The sequence below is a fragment of the uncultured Acinetobacter sp. genome, assembly GCF_947626835.1.
In the GTDB taxonomy this organism is placed as follows: domain Bacteria; phylum Pseudomonadota; class Gammaproteobacteria; order Pseudomonadales; family Moraxellaceae; genus Acinetobacter.
Genome location: NZ_CANQTS010000003.1, coordinates 1 through 21,456, shown reverse-complemented (window position 1 = coordinate 21,456; position 21,456 = coordinate 1). Strand labels below are relative to the sequence as shown.

General features: G+C 40.9%; 20 protein-coding genes and 1 pseudogene. 15 read left to right on the top strand and 6 right to left on the bottom strand.

Going from position 1 to position 21,456, the window contains the following annotated elements:
* Positions 1-34: 34 nt before the first annotated feature.
* The gene (locus Q0Z55_RS02605; RefSeq protein ID WP_297423833.1) at positions 35-214 is read right to left on the bottom strand and encodes a hypothetical protein; all 180 of its coding nucleotides are present in this window, start codon (positions 212-214) and stop codon (positions 35-37) included.
* Between the two features lie 529 nt (positions 215-743).
* Here Q0Z55_RS02605 and Q0Z55_RS02600 point away from each other — a divergent pair.
* Positions 744-2,270: a fumarate hydratase gene (locus Q0Z55_RS02600; protein ID WP_297423831.1), complete on the top strand. Its 1,527-nt coding sequence runs from the start codon at positions 744-746 to the stop codon at positions 2,268-2,270.
* A gap of 62 nt (positions 2,271-2,332) precedes the next feature.
* Entirely contained in the window at positions 2,333-2,848 is a 516-nt protein-coding gene (locus Q0Z55_RS02595) for a DUF2059 domain-containing protein (protein ID WP_297423829.1), read from the top strand.
* A gap of 44 nt (positions 2,849-2,892) precedes the next feature.
* Here the strand turns inward: Q0Z55_RS02595 and clpX are convergent, their stop codons facing one another.
* From clpX to tig, 3 genes are all read right to left on the bottom strand, one after another.
* The gene (gene clpX / locus Q0Z55_RS02590; RefSeq protein WP_297423827.1) at positions 2,893-4,200 is read right to left on the bottom strand and encodes an ATP-dependent protease ATP-binding subunit ClpX; all 1,308 of its coding nucleotides are present in this window, start codon (positions 4,198-4,200) and stop codon (positions 2,893-2,895) included.
* Positions 4,201-4,229: 29 nt separating this feature from the next.
* Positions 4,230-4,835 carry an ATP-dependent Clp endopeptidase proteolytic subunit ClpP gene (clpP, locus tag Q0Z55_RS02585; protein WP_297423824.1) on the bottom strand — a complete coding sequence of 202 codons (606 nt, stop codon included), beginning with the start codon at positions 4,833-4,835 and terminating at the stop codon, positions 4,230-4,232.
* A gap of 186 nt (positions 4,836-5,021) precedes the next feature.
* Positions 5,022-6,353: a trigger factor gene (tig, locus tag Q0Z55_RS02580; protein ID WP_297423822.1), complete on the bottom strand. Its 1,332-nt coding sequence runs from the start codon at positions 6,351-6,353 to the stop codon at positions 5,022-5,024.
* Between the two features lie 521 nt (positions 6,354-6,874).
* On the opposite strand from tig, the gene Q0Z55_RS02575 reads away from it, so the two are divergent.
* The 10 genes and pseudogenes from Q0Z55_RS02575 (at position 6,875) to Q0Z55_RS02530 (ending at position 18,325) form a co-directional block, all read left to right on the top strand.
* Complete coding sequence (locus Q0Z55_RS02575; RefSeq protein WP_297423821.1) at positions 6,875-9,079, top strand: TonB-dependent receptor; 2,205 nt, start codon at positions 6,875-6,877, stop codon at positions 9,077-9,079.
* 499 nt (positions 9,080-9,578) lie between these two features.
* Positions 9,579-11,276: a 2-isopropylmalate synthase gene (gene leuA / locus Q0Z55_RS02570; RefSeq protein ID WP_297423819.1), complete on the top strand. Its 1,698-nt coding sequence runs from the start codon at positions 9,579-9,581 to the stop codon at positions 11,274-11,276.
* Positions 11,277-11,365: 89 nt separating this feature from the next.
* Complete coding sequence (locus Q0Z55_RS02565) at positions 11,366-12,523, top strand: homoserine O-acetyltransferase (RefSeq protein ID WP_297423817.1); 1,158 nt, start codon at positions 11,366-11,368, stop codon at positions 12,521-12,523.
* Positions 12,523-13,116, top strand: coding sequence for a methionine biosynthesis protein MetW (gene metW / locus Q0Z55_RS02560; RefSeq protein WP_122899985.1), 594 nt, complete (start codon positions 12,523-12,525; stop codon positions 13,114-13,116). Before Q0Z55_RS02565 ends, metW begins: the two co-directional genes overlap by 1 nt.
* Complete coding sequence (locus tag Q0Z55_RS02555; RefSeq protein ID WP_297423815.1) at positions 13,113-13,700, top strand: tetratricopeptide repeat protein; 588 nt, start codon at positions 13,113-13,115, stop codon at positions 13,698-13,700. Before metW ends, Q0Z55_RS02555 begins: the two co-directional genes overlap by 4 nt.
* 84 nt (positions 13,701-13,784) lie before the next feature.
* Entirely contained in the window at positions 13,785-14,408 is a 624-nt protein-coding gene (rdgB, locus tag Q0Z55_RS02550) for an RdgB/HAM1 family non-canonical purine NTP pyrophosphatase (protein WP_297423813.1), read from the top strand.
* A 178-nt stretch (positions 14,409-14,586) separates the two neighbouring features.
* The gene (locus Q0Z55_RS02545) at positions 14,587-14,805 is read left to right on the top strand and encodes a Sec-independent protein translocase subunit TatA (RefSeq protein WP_297423811.1); all 219 of its coding nucleotides are present in this window, start codon (positions 14,587-14,589) and stop codon (positions 14,803-14,805) included.
* Positions 14,806-14,820: 15 nt separating this feature from the next.
* Positions 14,821-15,084 (top strand): annotated as a pseudogene (gene tatB / locus Q0Z55_RS02540) (Sec-independent protein translocase protein TatB); the annotation flags it as partial.
* Between the two features lie 137 nt (positions 15,085-15,221).
* Positions 15,222-15,974, top strand: coding sequence for a twin-arginine translocase subunit TatC (gene tatC / locus Q0Z55_RS02535; protein ID WP_297423807.1), 753 nt, complete (start codon positions 15,222-15,224; stop codon positions 15,972-15,974).
* A gap of 152 nt (positions 15,975-16,126) precedes the next feature.
* Complete coding sequence (locus Q0Z55_RS02530; protein WP_297423804.1) at positions 16,127-18,325, top strand: PhoX family phosphatase; 2,199 nt, start codon at positions 16,127-16,129, stop codon at positions 18,323-18,325.
* A 46-nt stretch (positions 18,326-18,371) separates the two neighbouring features.
* Here the strand turns inward: Q0Z55_RS02530 and Q0Z55_RS02525 are convergent, their stop codons facing one another.
* Complete coding sequence (locus Q0Z55_RS02525; RefSeq protein WP_297423802.1) at positions 18,372-19,133, bottom strand: NRDE family protein; 762 nt, start codon at positions 19,131-19,133, stop codon at positions 18,372-18,374.
* Between the two features lie 90 nt (positions 19,134-19,223).
* Between Q0Z55_RS02525 and lgt the strand changes: the two genes are divergently transcribed.
* The 3 genes from lgt (at position 19,224) to Q0Z55_RS02510 (ending at position 20,857) form a co-directional block, all read left to right on the top strand.
* Positions 19,224-20,036 carry a prolipoprotein diacylglyceryl transferase gene (gene lgt / locus Q0Z55_RS02520; RefSeq protein ID WP_297423800.1) on the top strand — a complete coding sequence of 271 codons (813 nt, stop codon included), beginning with the start codon at positions 19,224-19,226 and terminating at the stop codon, positions 20,034-20,036.
* A gap of 84 nt (positions 20,037-20,120) precedes the next feature.
* Positions 20,121-20,486: a hypothetical protein gene (locus Q0Z55_RS02515; RefSeq protein WP_297423799.1), complete on the top strand. Its 366-nt coding sequence runs from the start codon at positions 20,121-20,123 to the stop codon at positions 20,484-20,486.
* Entirely contained in the window at positions 20,486-20,857 is a 372-nt protein-coding gene (locus Q0Z55_RS02510; protein WP_297423797.1) for a hypothetical protein, read from the top strand. The genes Q0Z55_RS02515 and Q0Z55_RS02510 overlap by 1 nt, the downstream gene beginning before the upstream one ends.
* On the opposite strand, the gene Q0Z55_RS02505 is transcribed toward Q0Z55_RS02510, so the two are convergent.
* Positions 20,854-21,345 (bottom strand): CHAP domain-containing protein, encoded by a 492-nt coding sequence (locus tag Q0Z55_RS02505; RefSeq protein ID WP_297423795.1) that lies wholly within the window; start codon positions 21,343-21,345, stop codon positions 20,854-20,856. The genes Q0Z55_RS02510 and Q0Z55_RS02505 overlap by 4 nt on opposite strands.
* Between the last annotated feature and the right edge of the window lie 111 nt (positions 21,346-21,456).

Below are 21,456 nucleotides of genomic sequence, written 5' to 3'. Positions count from 1 at the left end.
CGCAACCATCCTATATACGTATAGGGTGGTTTTTTTAATGGCTGGGCGGCATACAGTGTTCTAAAGGCGCACAAGGCTCAAGCGGCACAGGTGGCTGCGGTTGTCGTATCGTTTCAACAGGAATTTGTGGTTCAGATTCATGAGGCGGTGGTTTTTGTTGAGCATGCACAGCCCATGCAAAAAGCACTAAGGTCAAAGCGAGATATTTACGCATCACATCACCCAATCAAGCGAGTTTGCTTAAGATCAGCATAGCGTAAAATGTAAGCAATATAAAAAGAAAGGCGATAAAACAAAATAATTTTTATTATAAAAAAAGAAGATAAAGCGGGGGCTTAATCTTCTTTTTGACCGTACATCCAAGTTGCAGCGATATAAACACTAAAACCAACAACCATAAGCGCACTAGTAATCATCGAGAATTCAACCATTGATTTGATGGCGCTATTATCTGAAAGTTTTATGACAGTTATATGACAATCAAAAATTAACACTTAAAAAAAATTCATGATTAAAAACAAAAACTTATTAAAAATATGATTATTTTTTTGAAGTTTTATGACAAAAAAGTGACTTAAATATGACAAAAGAGCGTGCTTTTTGGTTTAAATTTTCATCAAATTTAAGTTTTTTAATCCTGTCATTAAACTTTCGCCCAAAGCCTTGCCAAAATACCCACAGCTTGAAGTTTTTGTCTTATAATTTAGTCCGCTAGCTAACAGCCCGCTCAAGAGATATTTGATATGACAACTATTATCAAGCAAGATGACTTGATCACATCGGTTAAAGATGCGCTTCAGTTTATTTCTTACTACCATCCACAAGACTTCATCCAAGCGATGAGCCGTGCGTATGACCGCGAAGAAAACAAAGCTGCTAAAGATGCAATTGCACAAATCTTAATTAACTCTCGTATGTGTGCAGAAGGCCACCGCCCAATCTGCCAAGATACTGGTATCGTCAACGTATTCGTTGAAGTGGGTATGGATGTTAAATTTGATTTAACCATGAGCCTAGACGATGCGATTAACGAAGGTGTACGTCAAGGTTACTTAGAGAACTCAAACGTATTACGTGCCTCTGTACTTGCTGACCCTGCATTTGGTCGTAAAAACACCAAAGATAACACCCCTGCTGTGATCTACCACAAACTTGTTCCGGGTAACAAAGTAGATATCACTGTAGCAGCCAAAGGTGGCGGTTCAGAAAACAAATCTAAACTTGCAATGCTTAACCCATCTGACTCAATCGTGGATTGGGTATTAAAAACTGTTCCTACTATGGGTGCAGGCTGGTGTCCACCGGGTATGTTGGGTATTGGTATTGGTGGTACTGCTGAAAAAGCCATGATGCTTGCCAAAGAAGCATTGATGGAAGAGATCAACATGGACGAGTTACTTCGTCGTGGTCCACAAAGCAAAATGGAAGAGCTTCGTATCGAAATCTTCGAAAAAGTAAATGCTTTAGGGATTGGTGCTCAAGGTCTTGGCGGTTTAACCACAGTTCTTGATATTAAAATCAAAGACTATCCATGTCACGCTGCGGGCAAACCAGTGGGTATGATTCCAAACTGTGCGGCAACGCGTCATGCACATTTCACGCTTGATGGTTCAGGTGTTGCTAACATCATGGCACCTAAACTTGAAGACTATCCTGAAGTGACTTGGGATTCATCATCTTCTAAACGTGTTGACTTAGACAACATCACGCAAGAAGAAATGAACTCTTGGCAACCAGGCGACACATTACTACTTAACGGTACCATCTATACAGGTCGTGACGCGGCTCACAAACGTATGGTTGACATGTTAAATAACGGTGAAGAGCTTCCTGTAGATCTTAAAGGTAAGTTCATCTACTACGTAGGCCCTGTTGATCCAGTTGGTGATGAAGTTGTAGGTCCTGCTGGTCCTACCACTGCAACACGTATGGACAAATTCACTCGTCAAGTATTAGAAGCGACTGGTCTTTACGGCATGATTGGTAAAGCTGAACGTGGTCCTACTGCAATCGAAGCAATCAAAGACACCAAAACAACCTATTTAATGGCTGTTGGTGGTGCTGCTTACCTTGTTTCTAAAGCCATCCGTGAAGCTGAAGTGGTTGCATTTGAAGACTTAGGTATGGAAGCAATCTACAAGTTTGTTGTAAAAGACATGCCTGTATCGGTTGCAGTTGATGTAAACGGTACCTCTGTACACGCAACTGCACCAAAAATTTGGCAAGCTAAAATTGGGAAAATTCCGGTAGTTGATGCTGCTGCGCAATAATTTGCCAAAATAATAAAAAGTACCCTATAGTGAGGGTGCTTTTTTATTTAAATATGATGCATATGAAGAAAATTATTCTAACCTTTGCCCTGCTGTTGAGCAGCCATGTCACTTTTGCTGCATCTGCAACGCCACAACAAGTTGAAAAACTATTTACCGTGACACAAGTAGAATCATTAGCGGCACAAACCTTGCTACAGCTTAAACCTCAGTTACAACAACAAGCAGAGATTGCCATTCAATATCGTTTGCAAAAATCACAGCTTAACTCACAAGAACAAGCTGTAGCTCGCCAACTTGCCGAACAAATGTATCAAACCAGTCTTCACAGTATGTCATGGTCAACTTTAAAACCATTGTATATTCAAGCTTATCAAGACACCTTTAGCGCTCAAGAAATTCAAGCCCAAATTAAGTTTTATGAAAGTGAAGTTGGACAATCTATTTTAAAGAAAAGTCCTGCATTGGCACTACGTATGAGTCAAATCACTAATCAGCGTTTAGCTGAATTACTCAAGCAAGCTGGACAAGACTTTGCACCAATTGAACAACAGCTAAAGCAACTTGAGAAAAAATAGCCCAAAAAAAACGTGCCAAATGGCACGTTTTTTTAATTGTTGAATTAAGCTGTTTTATTGACCAATTTAAGATCAGTTTTTGCTTCTTCAACAACATCTGCTTTGGCTTGACGCTCTGCTTTAAACTCAGGTTTCGCACCTTCATTAATGACAGCCGCCGTCACCACCACTGTACCTACACCTTCTTGGCTTGGTAAGTCATACATGGTTTCAAGCAGTACGTTTTCTAAAATAGAACGTAAACCACGAGCACCTGTATTACGCTCTAAGGCTTTTTTCGCCACTGCACGTAACGCATCTTCATCAAAGACTAAATCGACATCTTCCATCTCGAATAAATATTCGTATTGACGGGTCAACGCATTTTTAGGCTCAGTCAAAATTTGCAATAAAGCATCTAAATCTAATTCATCTAAGGTTGCAATGACTGGCAAACGACCAATGAACTCTGGAATAAGACCAAATTTCACCAAGTCAGTTGCTTCAACTTGACGGAACAAATCAGATAGCTTTTTGGTTTCATCTTTTTTACGCACTTCTGCAGTAAAGCCAATGCCACCTTTTTCTTGACGCTGCTGTACAATTTTCTCAAGACCTGAGAACGCACCACCACAAATAAACAAGATGTTTGAGGTATCCACCTGAATAAACTCTTGTTGTGGATGTTTACGCCCACCTTGTGGTGGAATTGAAGCCACTGTGCCTTCAATCATTTTTAACAAGGCTTGCTGTACGCCCTCACCAGAGACATCGCGAGTAATCGATGGATTTTCTGATTTACGGGTAATTTTGTCGATTTCATCAATGTAGATAATGCCTTTTTCAGCTTTTTCTACATCATAATCGGCTTTTTGCAACAGCTTTTGTACAATGTTTTCAACATCTTCACCCACATAACCGGCTTCGGTTAAAGTGGTCGCATCTGCCATGGCAAAGGGTACATCAAGCAAACGTGCTAAAGTTTGTGCAAGTAAGGTTTTACCTGAACCGGTAGGTCCCACAAGCAAGATATTACTTTTGGCAATTTCTACCCCATCTTGACGTTTTTGACCATTATGGGTCACTTTTAAACGCTTGTAATGGTTGTATACCGCAACAGATAAAGTTTTCTTGGCTACATCTTGCCCAATCACATATTGATCAAGCGCCGCACGAATTTCATGTGGTTTTGGTAACGGTTTTGCCGCCCAATCCCCAGCATCCACTTGTTGGCTGGTTTGTACGAGGTCTAGGCATACGTCGACACATTCATTACAGATGTATGCGTCCTCGCCTGCAATCAGTTTCCCGACTTCAGACTGCGTTTTACCGCAAAATGAACAATGCTTTTGTCCTTGAGGATGTTCGGACATATTCACTCCAATATCTAAAAGGGAAAAACTTAAGGACGTTTAGATAATACTGCGTCCACTAAGCCGTATTCTTTGGCTTGCTCAGCTGTCATAAAGTTATCACGATCGGTGTCGCGTGCAACTTTTTCATAATCTTGACCGCTGTGTTCCGCCATTAGACGGTTTAAGCGTTCTTTAATAAATAAAATTTCACGGGCATGAATTTCAATATCAGATGCCTGACCACGGAAACCACCCAATGGTTGATGGATCATGACACGGGCATTTTCTAAGCAATAACGCTTACCCTTGGCACCAGCATTGAGTAAAAATGCACCCATAGATGCAGCTTGACCCATACAATAGGTCACCACATCAGGCTTGATAAATTGCATGGTATCGTAAATCGCCATACCTGCGGTCACTGAACCGCCCGGAGAGTTGATATATAAATGAATATCTTTGTCTGGGTTTTCAGCTTCTAAAAACAACATTTGCGCCACAATTAAGTTCGCCATATTGTCTTCAACTTCACCGGTCATAAAAATGACACGCTCACGCAATAAACGTGAATAAATATCAAAAGAACGTTCACCACGCGATGACTGTTCTACCACCATTGGGACTAAGGCGTTATCAATAGTTGGAACGTACATAAGTTTAATTATTCCTAAAATTTTTTGTGACTGCACTCATAGTCACAATATGAGGGATAATTCATTAAATTGCAAAAGATTCACAAATAAATCATTGCGGTTTTTTGCATAAGTTTTGTGAAGAACACAAAGCCTCGAAATATAAAAAAAAAGGCGCTATCAGCGCCTTTTTTCTTGATCTGGCTATTAGCCTTGTTGACGAGCTTGCTGCTCTTTTAACAAGTCTTCATAGCTTACAGTTGTTTCAGTCACTTGAGCCGCAGCTAAAATGTAATCTACAACTTGATCTTCTAAAACAACAGCTTCGATTTGCGCGCGTTGTTGTTTGTCGTTGTTGAAGTATTCAATCACTTCAGTTGGATCTTCGTAAGAAGATGCCATGTCAGCGATGTAAGCTTCTACACGAGCAGGATCAACTTCAATTTTCGCATCAGCCAATACTTTGCTGACTAATACGCCAAGTTTCACTGATTTTTCAGCTTGCTCTTTGAAAAGGTCATCAGGAAGCATGCTTGAATCAAATGCTTTCGCGCCTTGAGCACCAAACTGTTGTGTGAACTGTTGGATCATTTGTTGACGTTGACGCTCAATTTCTTGCGTTAACATTGCTTCTGGAACTTCGATTTCGTTAGCCGCAACAAGTGCATCAAAAGTTGCACCTTTCACTTGGTTACGAAGACCGTTTGTTACTTCGCGCTCCATGTTTTTACGCACGTCAGCTTTAAGTTTTTCAACGCCTTCTTCTTCAGATACGCCAAATACTTTTAAGAATTCTGCATCAATTTCTGGAAGCTTTTGTTTTTCAACTTGTTTCACAGTAATTTTAAACTGTGCAGTTTTGCCTGCAAGGTTTGCAGCTTGGTAGTCTTCAGGGAAAGTAACGTCAATCACTTTCTCTTCGCCTTTCTTCATACCAACGATGCCGTCTTCGAAGCCAGGGATCATACGACCTGAACCTAAAACAAGTTTGAAGTCTTCGGCAGAACCGCCTTCAAATTTTTCGCCGTCGATTGAACCTTCAAAGTCAAACGTCACTTGCATGTCTTTTTTCGCCATGCCTTTAGTGTCTGCCCAACCTGCGCGTTGCTTTTGTAGGTTTTCGATCATTTGATCAACGTCTTTGTCGTTTACAGTCGCAGCTTTACGCTCAACTGCTAAACCTTCGAACTTCACCTCAACTTCTGGGTAAACTTCAACTGTTGCTTCGTATACAAGCGCGTCGTCTTTCATTTCAGTTTTTTCAATGTTTGGCATACCTACAGCATTGATTTTTTCTTGCTGAATTGCTTCAAACACGGTGTCACGGATAATGTCATTTACGACTTCTTGGTAGATACCCGCGCCATATTCACGACGTACAACGTTTACAGGCACTTTACCTTGACGGAAGCCGTTGATCTTTACAGTTTTGGCAGTGCGTTTCAAGCGAGCTTCAAATTGCTCGTTAATACGGCTCGTCGGTACAGATACATTTAAACGACGGGCAACGCCCGAAACCGCTTCAGAAGTTACTTGCATGGCTTCCTCGATATTTTAGTGAAAGGTTTTAAAAAAGTGCCATATTATATGACAACAATTCAATATATACAAAACCGCATTGTTCAGGGGCAATTTTTCTTTTTAATTGGGGTGATTTATCTATCTTCAAGTCAAGACTGTTACTTAATCTTGAGATTTTTATCAAGTGCATTGAACACCTAGTTAAGCTTACAACTGCTATTTATATTTTTACTAATTCACACGCATACCATGATGCTATGTAGGTCAGTTCAGTAAGCTGTACACAGCTTGTGCTGTTTATGCCAGTGCAAGATACGTACTCAACAAGCACATTCCAGTCACTATACTTGTGTATTAAGCTCAACGCTTGGCAATCATAGCAAGGTTTTCTTACTCGAAAAAAATATGTAAATCAATTAAATAAACTCCATTTACCTAGACGTATTTCTTTTTAGCTGCATGCACAGATTGTAATTGAGAACTTTAATCATTATTATTCCAAGCACTGCTGTTAGGCTGTCCATATTTGGAATTTCACTATGCGTCAATTTACATTAAAACCACTTAGTTTTGCCGTGTTAGCAATTGCTTCAGGTACTGCTTTTGCCAATACCACAGACACCCCACATCAACTGTCTACGATTGTGGTCTCGGCGGCAGGTTTTGAACAAGATATTAAAAATGCCCCTGCTTCAATCACAGTCATTACACAAGAAGATTTAAAAAATAAACGCATTAACTCAGTGGCGGATGCCTTAGTTGATGTTGAAGGGATTGATATCAGTCCTACAGCAGGTAAAACAGGTGGCTTAAATATTCGTATGCGCGGTATGGATTCAGACTATACCTTGGTGCTAATTGACGGACGTCGCCAAAATTCTGTGGGTAGTATCACCCCAAATGGCTTTGGCGAATCGAACAATAACTTTATTCCGCCTATTTCTGCCATTGAGCGTATTGAAGTGATTAAAGGACCTGCTTCTACCTTATATGGTTCAGATGCCATGGGTGGTGTGGTCAACATTATTACCAAAAAAGTCTCAAATGAATGGACTGGCTCTGTCACATTAGATGCCAGCATTCTTCCTAAGTCATCAGACTTTGGCAATCAACGCACAGTAGATGCGTATGTTTCAGGACCTTTGATTCAAGATACCTTAGGCATTCAATTACGTGGTCGTTATAACGAGCGTGATCAATCCAGTATCAGCTACCAAAATAACGCTGGTGCGGAAGTTGAACTAACACAAGGTAATAATCCAACTAAATCAGATTTAAATACAGTGGGTGCACGCTTAACCTATACCCCAACAGATGCACATGCACTTTCGGTAGAATATGAACAAACAGAACAATGGTATGACAACAGTAAAAGTCAACTTGGTACTTTAGGCGCCGCAGGTGGCTATGATGAGTCACAAGAATACACACGTGAAAAATGGGCTTTAGTACATGAGTGGAAAAATACTTATGGTCAAGTCGATTCAAGTGTCACCCACAATACCACCGAAACCATAGGCCGTTTACTGCCAGCACGTATGCTTCCTTTGGAAAATGGTAGCCTCACAAAAGATTATGTACCTCGTCTATTAGAGAGCGAAGATCTGGTTGTAGACAGCAAATTTACCACTCAAGCCATTGATGACCATAAACTGGTAGTCGGTGGTCAATATTGGGATGCAACCATTACAGATGGTCTACGCACCAACAAAGATGTTTCGTTTGAACAATATGGTCTTTTTGTGGAAGACACTTGGTCGATCTTGCCAAATTTAGCCCTGACTTTAGGTGCGCGTTATGACGACCATAGTACTTTTGGTGATTTCTTCACACCACGTGCCTACCTTGTTTGGAATGCCAATGACCAATGGACTGTAAAAGGTGGTTATGCAGAAGGTTATAAAGCACCGCGTCTAGAACAGCTTGTAGATGGCTTGTATAACGTGGGTGGTCAAGGTGCAAGCCCAAGTTTTGGTAATCCAAACTTAAAACCTGAAACCAGCGAAAACCTAGAGCTTGGATTTTATTTTGATGCTCTTAATGGTTTTAAAGCCAACTTAACTGGCTTCTACAGCACAATTGATGACAAAATTATTGGTGGTCCAGATGAATTTTCTTGTGGCGCTTCAACCAGTAATGCACCAAGTTTAAGCGATACCCAGTGTAATAATTACATTATTGATCGTGGCACCAACTGGGCGATTCAATCTGGTGATGCTTGGACAGTCAGCCGCAATATCAATGCTGAAGAAGTGGAATTGTATGGCGTTGAATTTGGCACCCAATGGCAAGTCACAGATGCTGTTAAACTTGCTGCCAACTATACATGGACTCAATCTGAAATTACCAAAGGCACCAGTCGCGGTTTACAACTCAATGATACGCCTGAACATATGGCCAATGCATCGATCAACTGGAAAGTTGCAGACAATGCAAGCTTATGGGCACGTGGTGAATATCGTTCTGAAAAAAGCCGTTATTTAGGTGAATCCCCATTAACAGGCGACAAAAAAATCATTCAAGATGCTTTAGGTGATTACAAAGCCTATGGTTTATTCCATATCGGCTCTAATTATTCACTAAATGATCAATGGGAGTTTGGTCTAGCTTTATATAATGTCTTTGATAAAGACTTTAATAAGTACAACTACCTACCAGTATCTGCACGTAACAAATACTTTAACAACTATAGCAACACACAAGAAGGTCGTCGTGTTCAATTAAGTACCACGTTTAATTTTTAAATAAACGTTTGACTTAACCGGACAAAGACGTCTTTTAGTTAAAACCTTGCAGATGAATTTCTGCAAGGTTTTATTGATTTGCCCTACTGTTTGCAGATATCAAGCTTAAGTGTTGCTGTTAGACTATGAGTTTTAATTTTCGCTATACAAACATCGTAGTAAAAAATATAGATAAAACTTAGTGATTTTTAAGAAAATATATGATCATTTAAACCCAATATTGAAAATATTTTCCATTTTAAATGCTATATAAGAAAATCTTTTTTAAGATAAGACTAAAATCCATAGAAAAAGCAAAAACTTTTCGGTTTAACTCGATTAAACTTTAAGTTATAGATTTATAAGGCATAAAAGAGGCAAGTGACCCAGTAAAATCAACTCAGTATTTTATTTTGCACTTTAAGCCTTGCGCTTGTAAAAACACCAATAGACACAATCTATATACTAAAGCTCATTACATTTTAAGCAACGTAATGGCACTTGTACGAGGAGTTATCTCATGATGTTGGCTGATCCAAGTAAAAAATACCGTCGCATGTATCAACGTGTTGATCTACCTGACCGTCAATGGCCAAATAACGAAATTACAAAAGCGCCAATTTGGATGAGCACCGACCTACGCGACGGTAACCAAGCGATCTTTGAGCCAATGGACATTGAAAAGAAATTTAAAATGTTCCAAATGTTGGTGAAAATCGGCTTTAAACATATTGAGATTGGTTTTCCATCTGCTTCACAAATTGACTTTGACTTCACCCGTAAATTAATTGAAGAAGGTCATATTCCAGATGATGTGTATATTGAAGTGTTGGTACAAGCGCGTGATCATTTGATCCAACGCACTTTTGAAGCATTACAAGGTGCTAAACGTGCCATTGTGCATATTTATAACTCAAACTCACCGACCTTCCGTCAAAAAGTATTGAATGTAGATATTGCTGGTGCAAAAAATTTAGCCATTAATGCTGCCACCAAAGTCAAAGAATATGCAGCAAAACAACCTGAAACTGAGTTTGTATTCCAATATTCACCTGAATGTTTCTCTGCAACTGAATTAGAAGTGGCGAAAGACGTGTGTGATGCGGTGACTGAAATTTGGGAAGCTTCTCCAACCAATAAAGTAATTTTGAACTTACCTGCAACAGTTGAAGTTTCAACACCAAACGTATATGCCGACCAAGTTGAATGGATGCACCGTAATTTACAACGTCGTGACGGCGTGATTATTTCGGTCCATTGTCATAATGACCGTGGCTGTGGTATTGCAGCGTCTGAACTTGCCATTATGGCAGGTGCTGACCGTGTTGAAGGTTGTGTGTTTGGTAATGGTGAGCGTACCGGTAACGTGGATGTTGCTGCGATTGCCTTGAACATGTACACCCAAGGTGTTGCACCAAATCTTGATTTCTCAAACATCAATGAAATTATTGCCACCGTTGAGGAATGTACTGGTTTACCTGTACACCCTCGTCATCCGTATGCCGGTGATTTGGTCTTTACTGCATTTTCTGGCTCACACCAAGATGCTATTAAAAAAGGCTTTGAGTTACAAAAGAATGAAGAAATTTGGGATATGCCTTATTTGCCAATCGACCCAAAAGATTTAGGGCGTGACTATGATGCGGTGATTCGTGTCAACTCTCAATCGGGTAAAGGCGGTATTGCATACTTGTTAGAAGCCAATTACAACGTAACCTTGCCACGTCGTTTGCAAATTGAATTTTCACAAGTGGTGCAACAAGTTGCTGATGACGAAGGCATTGAAGTCAGCGCGCAGCAGATTTGGAACTTGTTTCAAAAGACGTATGTGGCGACTAAAGATGCGCATTATTCAGCTAAAAACTACCGTTTGCATGATGAAAATGGCAAACAAGTGATTGAGCTTGATATTGAGGTCAATGGTCAAGCCCAGCAAATTCGCGGCGAAGGCAATGGTCCAATCTCTGCGATTTTAAATGCTCTTCAATTGCCAATTGATGTTTTAAACTACGAAGAGCGCAGTATTAGTGCTGGTGCAGATGCCAAAGCTTTAGCATTGGTGGAATTACAAGTACAAGGTACAGGTAAATCTGCCTTTGGTGCAGGTGTACATGACAACATTGTAACCTCTTCAATTGAAGCGATCATTGCTTGTACCAATCGCTTGATTGAACAAGGTGTGTTAAGCACTGACCAAGTGATTGCAGCTGCTGTTTAAAAGCGCAACAACAAAGCACTTTGTATAAGGATACCCTCAGTGGTATCCTTTTCTATGTTTACTCCAAAGATTTAAGGCGAATTATTCCCGTGTCTTTCCCAGCTGACTCCGTGGGTCTTGTGATTCCACAAAAGTTCTCTTTTGACGAGCCGTTAGAGCTTGAATGTGGTCGAGTATTGCCGCGTTTTGATTTAATGGTCGAAACCTATGGCACACTCAATGCCGATCAATCGAATGCTATTTTGATCTGTCATGCCTTATCTGGGCATCACCATGCAGCGGGTTATCATCACGAAGATGACAAAAAGCCGGGCTGGTGGGATGCTTGTATTGGGCCCAATAAAGCCATTGATACCAATAAATTCTTTGTGGTGGCGCTTAATAATATTGGTGGCTGTCATGGCTCAACTGGGCCTATTTCACCTAACCCTGAAAATGACAATCGCCCTTATGGCCCTGATTTTCCATTGGTCACAGTACGTGATTGGGTGAAAACTCAAGCCATGCTTTCTGACCGCTTAGGTATTGCTCAGTGGTACGCGATTATTGGCGGCTCTTTAGGTGGCATGCAGGCGCTACAATGGAGCGTGGATTACCCAGATCGTCTGCAAAAATGCGTGATTATTGCCAGTGCGCCAAAACTATCGGCACAAAATATTGCCTTTAACGAAGTGGCACGTCAGTCGATTTTGTCTGACCCTGACTTTTATGATGGGCGCTATTTAGAAAATGATAGTTACCCAAAACGCGGCTTAATTTTAGCACGTATGGTCGGTCATATTACCTATTTGTCTGAAGAAGCCATGAAACAAAAATTTGGTCGTGACTTAAAGTCGGGCAAATTTATGTATGGTTTTGATGTGGAATTTCAAGTCGAAAGTTATTTACGCTATCAAGGCGAGCAATTTAGCCGTAATTTTGATGCCAACACCTATTTAATTATGACCAAAGCCTTAGATTACTTTGATCCTGCGCGTGAATATGAGCAATCTTTAGTCAAAGCCATGGCTGAACCAAAATGTCAGTTTTTGTTGGTCTCGTTTACCACCGATTGGCGTTTTACCCCTGCCCGTTCGCAAGAAATTGTTGATGCGTTAATTTGTAACAACAAACCGGTGAGCTATTTAGATATTGATGCCGAACAAGGTCATGATTCATTCTTGTTCCCAATTCCTTTGTACGTTAAATCATTACGGGCGTTTTTAGGTGGCAAAGAACATCTTCAAGCAACCAAGGAGAGCGTGTAATGCGTATTGATCAACAACTTGCCGAAAAGTGGATTAAACCAGGCTCACGCGTTTTAGATTTAGGCTGTGGTGAAGGTGAATTGCTCGAACATATGAGCAAAAAACATAATATTCGCGCTTATGGTCTCGAAATTGATCAAGAAAAGATTGCAATTGCCATTAGTCGTGGGTTAAATATTATTCAGCAGGATTTAAACCTTGGTTTAAGTCGTTTTGCAGATCAATCTTTTGATTACGTGGTCATGGCACAGGCTTTGCAAGCAGTTGATGCACCAGATGTTTTATTACGTGACATGGTACGTGTAGGTAAACAGGCAATTATTACCTTTCCTAACTTTGCCCATTGGAAGACCCGTTCTTTCTTGGCGTTAAAAGGGAAAATGCCGGTTTCTGATGCACTGCCATACATGTGGTATAACACACCTAACATTCACTTATGCACCTTCCGTGACTTTGAAGCATTATGTGAAGAAAATAATATTCGAATTATCAATCGACTCGCCGTAAATGGGGATCAACAAGGCAGTTTACTGAGTAAACATATCCCGAACTTGTTTGGTGAAGTCGCAATTTATCGGGTGAGCGCTCTATGAAAAAAATATTAATTAGTGGTTTGTTTTTCGGATTATTTAGTCTGCATACGCATGCCGATTATGTATCACCAAGCAACTCAATTTCCAATCAAGCTGCACGTTATTCTGTCATGGATATTCAAAGCTTAAGCCAAGCTGCTAAAGCAGGCCAAGCCGGTGCACAGTTTTATTTGGGCACGAAGTACGAATATGGCAAAGATGTAAAGCAGGACGTTAAACAAGCTTTTAGCTGGTATAAACTTGCTGCTGATCAAGGTTTGGCATCAGCACAGCTCAATGTTGGACGTATGTTGATTGATGGTCAAGGCACTTCAAAAAATGAAGCTTTAGGTCGTCAATATTTAGAAAAAGCAGCAAGTCGTGGCGATAACCGCGCCAGTTTTAATTTGGCCTTGTTAGATGAGAAAAAACGTAACTTTGTTGGGGCTTATCAGTGGTATGAACTCTCTACCCGTGATGGCATGCTTGATAACAAAGTGATTAGCCTCTCTGAAGGTAAAAAGACAGCACTTGCTGCCAATTTAACCCAAGAGCAAATTCGTCAAGCACGTGATCGTGCTGATCAATGGATTCAGGGTTTATAAAACACAAGCACCTTCGGGTGCTTTTTTATTGCTGAGATAAAATCAGTTACACTAGGAGAAAATCTAAATTCTACGAGTAACTTTATGTCTAACAATGCATGGCTGTCACAAGGCAGTTTAGTTTTAGCCAGTAACAATAAAGGCAAAATTGCTGAGTTTAAAAATATGTTCAATGAACTCAACTTGCCTGTAGAGGTACTACCACAAGGTCAGCTTAATATTGAAGATGCCATTGAAGATGGTTTAAGTTTTGTTGAAAATGCCATTATTAAAGCACGTCATGCCGCACGTATTTCAGGCAAACCAGCTATTGCTGATGACTCAGGACTATGTGTGCCAATCTTAGGCGGTGCACCGGGGATTTACTCAGCACGTTATGCCGGCGAACACGGCGATGATGCAGCTAATAATGCTAAGCTTTTAGCCGATCTTGTACCCCTGCGCCAACACCATCAGCCCATTAAAGGCATGTTTGTGTGTGTCTTGGCTTTGGTTGAACATGCTGATGATCCATTGCCTAAAATTTTCCAAGGCATTTGGCACGGCGAAATTTTAGAACAGGCTCGTGGTGAAAATGGCTTTGGTTATGATCCGCTCTTTTGGTTGCCTGAGCTTGGCTGCTCAAGTGCTGAATTGTCTAAAATAGACAAAAATAAGATCAGCCATCGTGGTCAAGCCATGCAACTATTACGTGCTTCACTAGGCTAATCCTTTAGGCTGCGCTATTAGGTGTGGCCTAATTTTTTTTAAGCTTGTTTTTTTTCAGCATTTGGCATAGATAAAAAGTTACCTACCCATAACCTGTCTTAAAATTGCAATATAAACGTCACTGCCTTGTCATATAGAACTGTTGATATAAGCAGCATTACAAACGAAGAGAAAAAAGATGGCTGGTTTATCAATTTGGCATGTCCTCATTTTTGCGATTGTGGTGTTGTTATTGTTTGGCACATCAAAACTTAAAAACTTAGGTAAAGATGTTGGTGGTGCAGTCAAAGATTTTAAAAAATCAATTCGTGACGATGAGAGCACCCAAGCTCAACTCAGCGAACCACGCACCTTAGAACATAGCGCCCAAAATTTAAATTCTACTCATAAAAATTAATTTGGATGTCTTGTCATGCTCAATATTGGAATGGCGGAGTTGCTGCTATTCGGCATCATTGCATTATTGGTGCTTGGGCCAGAAAAGTTACCTCAAGCAGCTCGCTTTGCCGCTAAGAGTTACGCCAAAGTTAAACGTTTAATCAGTAATGTACAAAACGATATTGATCGTGAGTTACGTTTATCTGAGTTGCGTGAACAAATGCAACAAGAGATGAAAAAAATTCAGGAACTTGAAGCGAAAATGCAGCTCCAAATGCAAACGCTTGAACAACAAAAGATCACTCTGATTGAGCCTGAAGTACCCATGCTAGCACAACAGTCACAGGCTACAGCTTATGTACCTTGTGAAAAACCTATGCTTAGTGCACCGCTAAAAAGTAAAAAGCCAGATCATCGTGTCTATAAGGTGGCCATATGAACACACACTCACAGCCGCTTGATGATGCCGAACAACTGCAAGAGATGCCGATTACCAAGCACTTAATTGTGCTACGCCGGCATTTATTTAAAATTGTGGGTCTGTTGTTGGTATTGTTTTTTTGCTTATTGCCCTTTGCCAATGAAACCTATCAGCTCATGTCTGAGCCATTACGTGCGCAAATGCCCACCACATCATCCATGATTGCCACCGATGTGACGGCGACTTTTATGGCGCCATTTAAGCTCAATTTCTTTGTAGCACTGATGCTTGCTATGCCATTTATCATTTACCAGCTATGGGATTTTGTGCGCCCAGCACTCTATGCCAAAGAGAAACGCTTAGCGCTGCCTTTACTGATTGGCAGTATTGTGCTGTTTTATAGCGGTATTGCCTTTGCCTACTTTGTAGCACTGCCATCAATATTGCATTTTTTTATGAGTGTAGCGCCTGAAACAGTTGCACCCATGACCGATATCAATAGCTATTTGAGTTTCTGTTTAAAGCTGTTTTTAGTGTTTGGTTTAACCTTTGAAATTCCTATTATTACGTTGGTACTTATTTTAATTGGTGTCGTGACCACCGAACAATTGGTGGAAAAACGACGTTTTATTATCGTGGGCTGTTTCTTTGTGGCCATGTTTGTTACCCCACCTGATGCGCTTTCAATGATTATGCTTGCGATCCCCATGTGGATGTTATTTGAGCTGGGATTATTCGCAGGAAAATTACTAGAAAAACATAATTAAAACAAAATTTTATCAAAATCAAGAGCAGTTTCATCTGCTCTTTTTTTATTTCATCAGATTGCAACAAAGCCTTCAAGATTTTGTCATATTGTCGCTTTAAGGTGTTGCTCAACCATTCAAATACCGACGCACTAAATCGCTAGGAAAATAATATGTCTGAACAAATGCCTTTTAATGATGATTATGACAGCAACACTTCAGGAAATGCTGAATTTTTAGATCTGTTTAATAAAACCATCAGTCGCCGCGAACTCATTACCAAAACTGCAGGCGGTGCTGTTGCCATTACTTTAGCAACCACATTAACAGGCTGTAGTGATGACAATGATTCAGCATCAATTGTTGATGATTCTGTGTTTGATGAAAGCAAACTGCCATCATCATTACAGTTTAAAGCTGTCGATAAGAATACTTTAAATGCATTTAGCGTACCTGAAGGTTATGAAGCACGGGTACTGTATGCCATGGGCGACCCAATTGCACCTAACTTATCAGAATGGGATGACAACAATGTTCCATCGGGTGCATCATTTACCAAACGTTCAGGTGAATGTCATGATGGCATGACCTTCTTTGGCATGAAAAATAGCCGTTATGATGCCAATGAATCGACTGAAGGTTTATTGGTCATGAACCATGAATATATTAATAACGCACGTTTAATACACCCACAAAATAACACCGTCGGTCAGGCAATCCGTGGCGAAGACGATGTTATCCGTGAGATCAATGCACACGGCGTATCGATTGTACATATTGTGAAAAATCCAACCACCCAAGTGGTAGAAATTAATCGCAATTCACCATTTAACCGCCGTATTACTGCTGCAACCCCTATTAATTTTGCCGGTCCAGTTAAGGGTAGCGATTTAGTTAAAACAGCCACAAGTCCAGATGGCAGCTTCTCTTTAGGAACTATTAATAACTGCGGTAATGGTTATACTCCTTGGGGCACTTACCTCACCACAGAAGAAAACTTTAACCAATACTTCTCACGTGAAGACACGGGACGTAATGAACAAGAATTGCTGTCTTTAAGTCGTTATAAAATTCCTGCTAAGAGCGGCTATGCATGGCATACAGTGGAAAATCGCGTTGCAGACTCAGAATACCAATATGACCGTTGGTTAACCCGTAAAGAAATTGATTTAACTGCAGAAGAAGATTTCCGTAACTCAACCAATACTTTTGGTTGGATCGTTGAAATTGATCCATTTGCAAGCTCTGAACGTCCTGTAAAACGTACCGCGCTTGGTCGTTTTGCCCATGAAGACTGCCGTGCAAGCCGTGCTATTAGCGGTCAAAACCTTGCGTTCTATATGGGTGATGACTCAACAGGCGAATACATCTACAAATTTGTTTCAGACAGCAAATGGAATCCTAAAGATGTCAACGGCGGCTATGCGGCTGGCGACAAATACATGAACAACGGTAAGTTGTATGTGGCAAAATTTGATTTCAATGAAGCAACACAAAGTGCAACTGGTGAATGGATTGAACTTTCAATCAACAACCCATTAATTGCCAATTACGATAAATATCGCTTTGCTGATCAAGCAGATGTACTGGTTAATACACGTTTAGCAGGTGATGCTGTTGGTGCAACCAAAATGGATCGCCCTGAATGGGTCGCAGTCAATCCAAAAAATGGTGAAGTGTATGTAACCTTAACCAACAATGGTAGCCGTGGTCGTAGCTATGACACTGACGCAGCTAATCCACGTAACTACTTCGACAATGACAGTAGTTCAACCTCACTCAGCGGCAATATCAACGGTCATATTATTCGTTTACGTGAAAATGGTGACACCACCACCGCATTAAACTTTGTCTGGGACATTTTCTTATTTGGTGCTGAAGCCGACTCGCTTGAGAACGTAAACTTATCAGGTTTAACCGATGCAAATGACTTCTCAAGCCCAGATGGTATGTGGTTTGATCCACGTGGTGTGCTTTGGATTCAAACCGATGACGGCGCTTATACCAACGAAACCAATTGTATGATGTTAGCCGCACTGCCTGGTCAGGTGGGTGATGGTCAAACTAAACAAGCAAAATCAGGTGATCGCTCACAGCTTACCCCTACTGGCGCAAGTCTGGATGACTCAAAATTGCGCCGTTTCTTAACGGGTCCAAGCGGTTGCGAGATTACTGGTGTAACCATGACTCCAGATTACAAAGCAATTTTTGTTAACGTACAACACCCAGGTGGTACGTGGCCAAGCAACCACCCAGCAGCGCTTAATTTAAGTGGCGGTCGTGGTACACGTCCACGCTCAGCCACTGTAGTGATTACCCGTAAAGATGGCGGTGTCATTGCAGGTGAAGGACTTGAGCAAACCACCAAGTAAACTGCTTAAATACACCTAAAAAAATCCCTCAACTTGAGGGATTTTTTTATGCCAACGCTTGCTGTATACGTACAATTTTTCCAGTTTGATCTTTCTCAAGCCAATGCCAAGTGTGCTTCTTTAAGCTTAAAAAATTACAACAACGCGTGCCATAGTGTGCACTTTCAATAAAAGTTGAAGACAGTAGTTGTTCCATTTCTTGAGAAATTCCGGTATTGGGCAGTAAATCCACAGCTACTTGACGTTGATCTTGCAAAATATTCCATACCGCATCTTCAATATCAACTTGCAGGTCTTGCTGCAATAAAGGCAATAGTTCTTGGGTGAAGCGTTTGCGTAAATGCCGAGTTTTTTCCCAAGGCTCATGCATTAAAGCATTGGACACTACATATACCCCATGTGCCAGTACTTGTGGAGCTTCACCGCGATTACTCATATAGACTGCTTGCGTTTGATCACCCATAAAGATATTAAAACCAGCATAATTACGTTGCTTGGTTTCTAAGAATTTTGCAAAGCGAATTGGGGTTAAATCTGACTGTAAAAAATCACTGACCAAATGCCCGCGTGAAGTTGGATAGATTTGTTGATCTTGTCCATCACGATAATTGGTAATCACCGCCCAACGTCCGGTTTTGGTCACACCCATCCATGTGCCACCCTGTTCAAGATCTTGTCCAGCAATGATATTGCTATTTTCCCAAGCTTTGAGTGCTTGAGTTGGGCGCTGATAATATTCATCCCGATTGGAAATTAAGCATAAGGGCATGCCATCAATCACCTGCCATGCCAAAGCCACAATACACATGTTGTACTCCCCGATCTTTACACATTGAATGTACAACATTTTTCATGACTTTCAGCTAGAATCTATGCAAAACAAGATCAAGGAATTTGCATGCTGACCTATCCAAATATTGACCCCGTTGCGATTGCAATTGGGCCACTGCAAGTGCATTGGTATGGACTAATGTATTTATTGGCGTTTTTATTTGCGTGGGGTTTGGCCACCTATCGTGCTAAACAACGTCAAGGTTGGACGGCAGATATGGTTTCTGACCTGATTTTCTATGGCGCTTTAGGTGTGGTGATTGGCGGTCGTGTTGGATACGTGTTCTTTTACGGCTTTGAACAATTCTTGGCAGATCCATTATGGTTATTCCAAGTGTGGACCGGTGGTATGAGCTTCCACGGTGGTTTCTTAGGTGTTGTATTGGCCATGCTGCTGTGGTGTAGGAAATACCACATGTCATGGTTCCAAACTTTAGATTTTATTGCCCCTTGCGTACCCACAGGTCTGATGTTTGGGCGTATAGGTAACTTTATTGGTGGCGAATTATATGGTCGTGCCGTCACCAATCCTGATTTTGCGCTAGGGATGGTTTTCCCAACCGATCCTTTACAATTGGTGCGCCATCCATCGCAACTGTATCAAGCATTTGCTGAAGGTTTATTGTTATTTATTCTGCTGTGGTGGTTTAGCGCTAAGCCTCGTCCACGCATGGCGGTGTCGGCGGTGTTCTTAATGGGTTATGGTGTGGCGCGCTTTGTGATGGAATTCTTCCGTGAACCCGACAACAGCCAATTGTTCATTGCATGGATGAGTAAAGGACAGTTCTTAAGTCTACCAATGATTTTGGTGGGCGCATGGATGCTGTGGTACGCCTACAAGAAAAGTGTTTATGATTGGGGTCCTAAAAAACTCAATTAAAGCCTGCAAGGTGGAGCAATCGCTTCACCTTTTTTTATGCCAATTTGCTACATTAAGCCTCCTGTTTTATTTAGCTTTGTGCCGATGCTTGAGTTTTGGTTTGACCCGAATGTGCCTGTTTCTCGTAAATTTAGCTTGTTTGGAATATTGGTATTCGTGACAGCGGTTTTGTATTGGCTGAATCCTTTAAGTTTAATGGCCATTTTGATGTGTTTAGGGACAGGCATTATTTTTTTAATATGTCGTTACTGCAAACTACATTTTGCTCCAACTCAAAGTATATTTACGCGCGTGTTACATTGGATTCCTATTGCTTTAATCATCGCGATTATTTTTATGCAGCTTAAACATGGCGATATCTTAATCTTAGGCGCTCAAGGCATTGGTTTTATGGCATTGGCCATTTGCTTATTTTCACCTTTTTCTTTGCTCAAAGCTCAGGATCAATAATGTTAGATTTTTGGTATTCAGCACGCTGTAATCGACAAGTTAAACTCGCCCTATGTGTAGCGGTTTGTTTAATGATTTATGCGTGTGCCAAAGTGGCAGAGCTGAGTTTGGCATTGAGTCTGCTGAGTTTAGGCTTAGGTGCACTTGTGCATGTATTACGCGTCATTAAGCTCAAATTACAAAGCCAACAGCATTATAACAGCATCTTTGATGTGCTGTTTTTTCTGCTGCCCATCATCTATTGGTTGGGCTTAATGTTGTTACTACCTGCGCAGCATGTATGGGCTTTGATGTTACAAGCGATTGGCTTTAGTGTGCTCGGTTTATTTATTGTGTCAATTTACAGTAACCGCGCACCACGTTTTAATTAAAACGCCAAGCGATAGTATTCATATTTAACATTTTGATTTTTATATACTGCATGACTACGCTGTTTAAAATCCGATACCCATGCTTGACCTGAATATGCCGCAATATGCCCATAACGATTGCTTGCAGTCCGATCAATAATATAAATATCGCCTTTCTGTGGTCGATCAAAGGCTAAATTAATTTTGCGATAACCAATTTGGGTTAAGGTTGAACCCCAATCTGCCGCTGCAACAGGATGACTTTGAAAACGAGCCCCAGCCGCTTGCAGTGCTAAACGGACGCTACGCGCACACTTACGCATGGTGGTTTGACGGGTAATACCTTGCAAATATTGGGTCATTTTATTGACATCAATGCGCTGTGCATTAAATTTCATGCTGTTTTTTTCAGGTTTAGGCGGCTTTTGCGTCGCTTGCGCACGACCTAACACATTGGCTTGAACGGGGGCAGTCACAGCACTCACATTCACGCTTTGAACATCAAGCATAATTTTTACACCATCCTCAGCAGACCCAACTGCATATTTCAAGAAGACGGCATACTAAACATATTAATCGTTTTTTTCACTGTTTAAAATGTAAGAAAAGGTTAATAATTA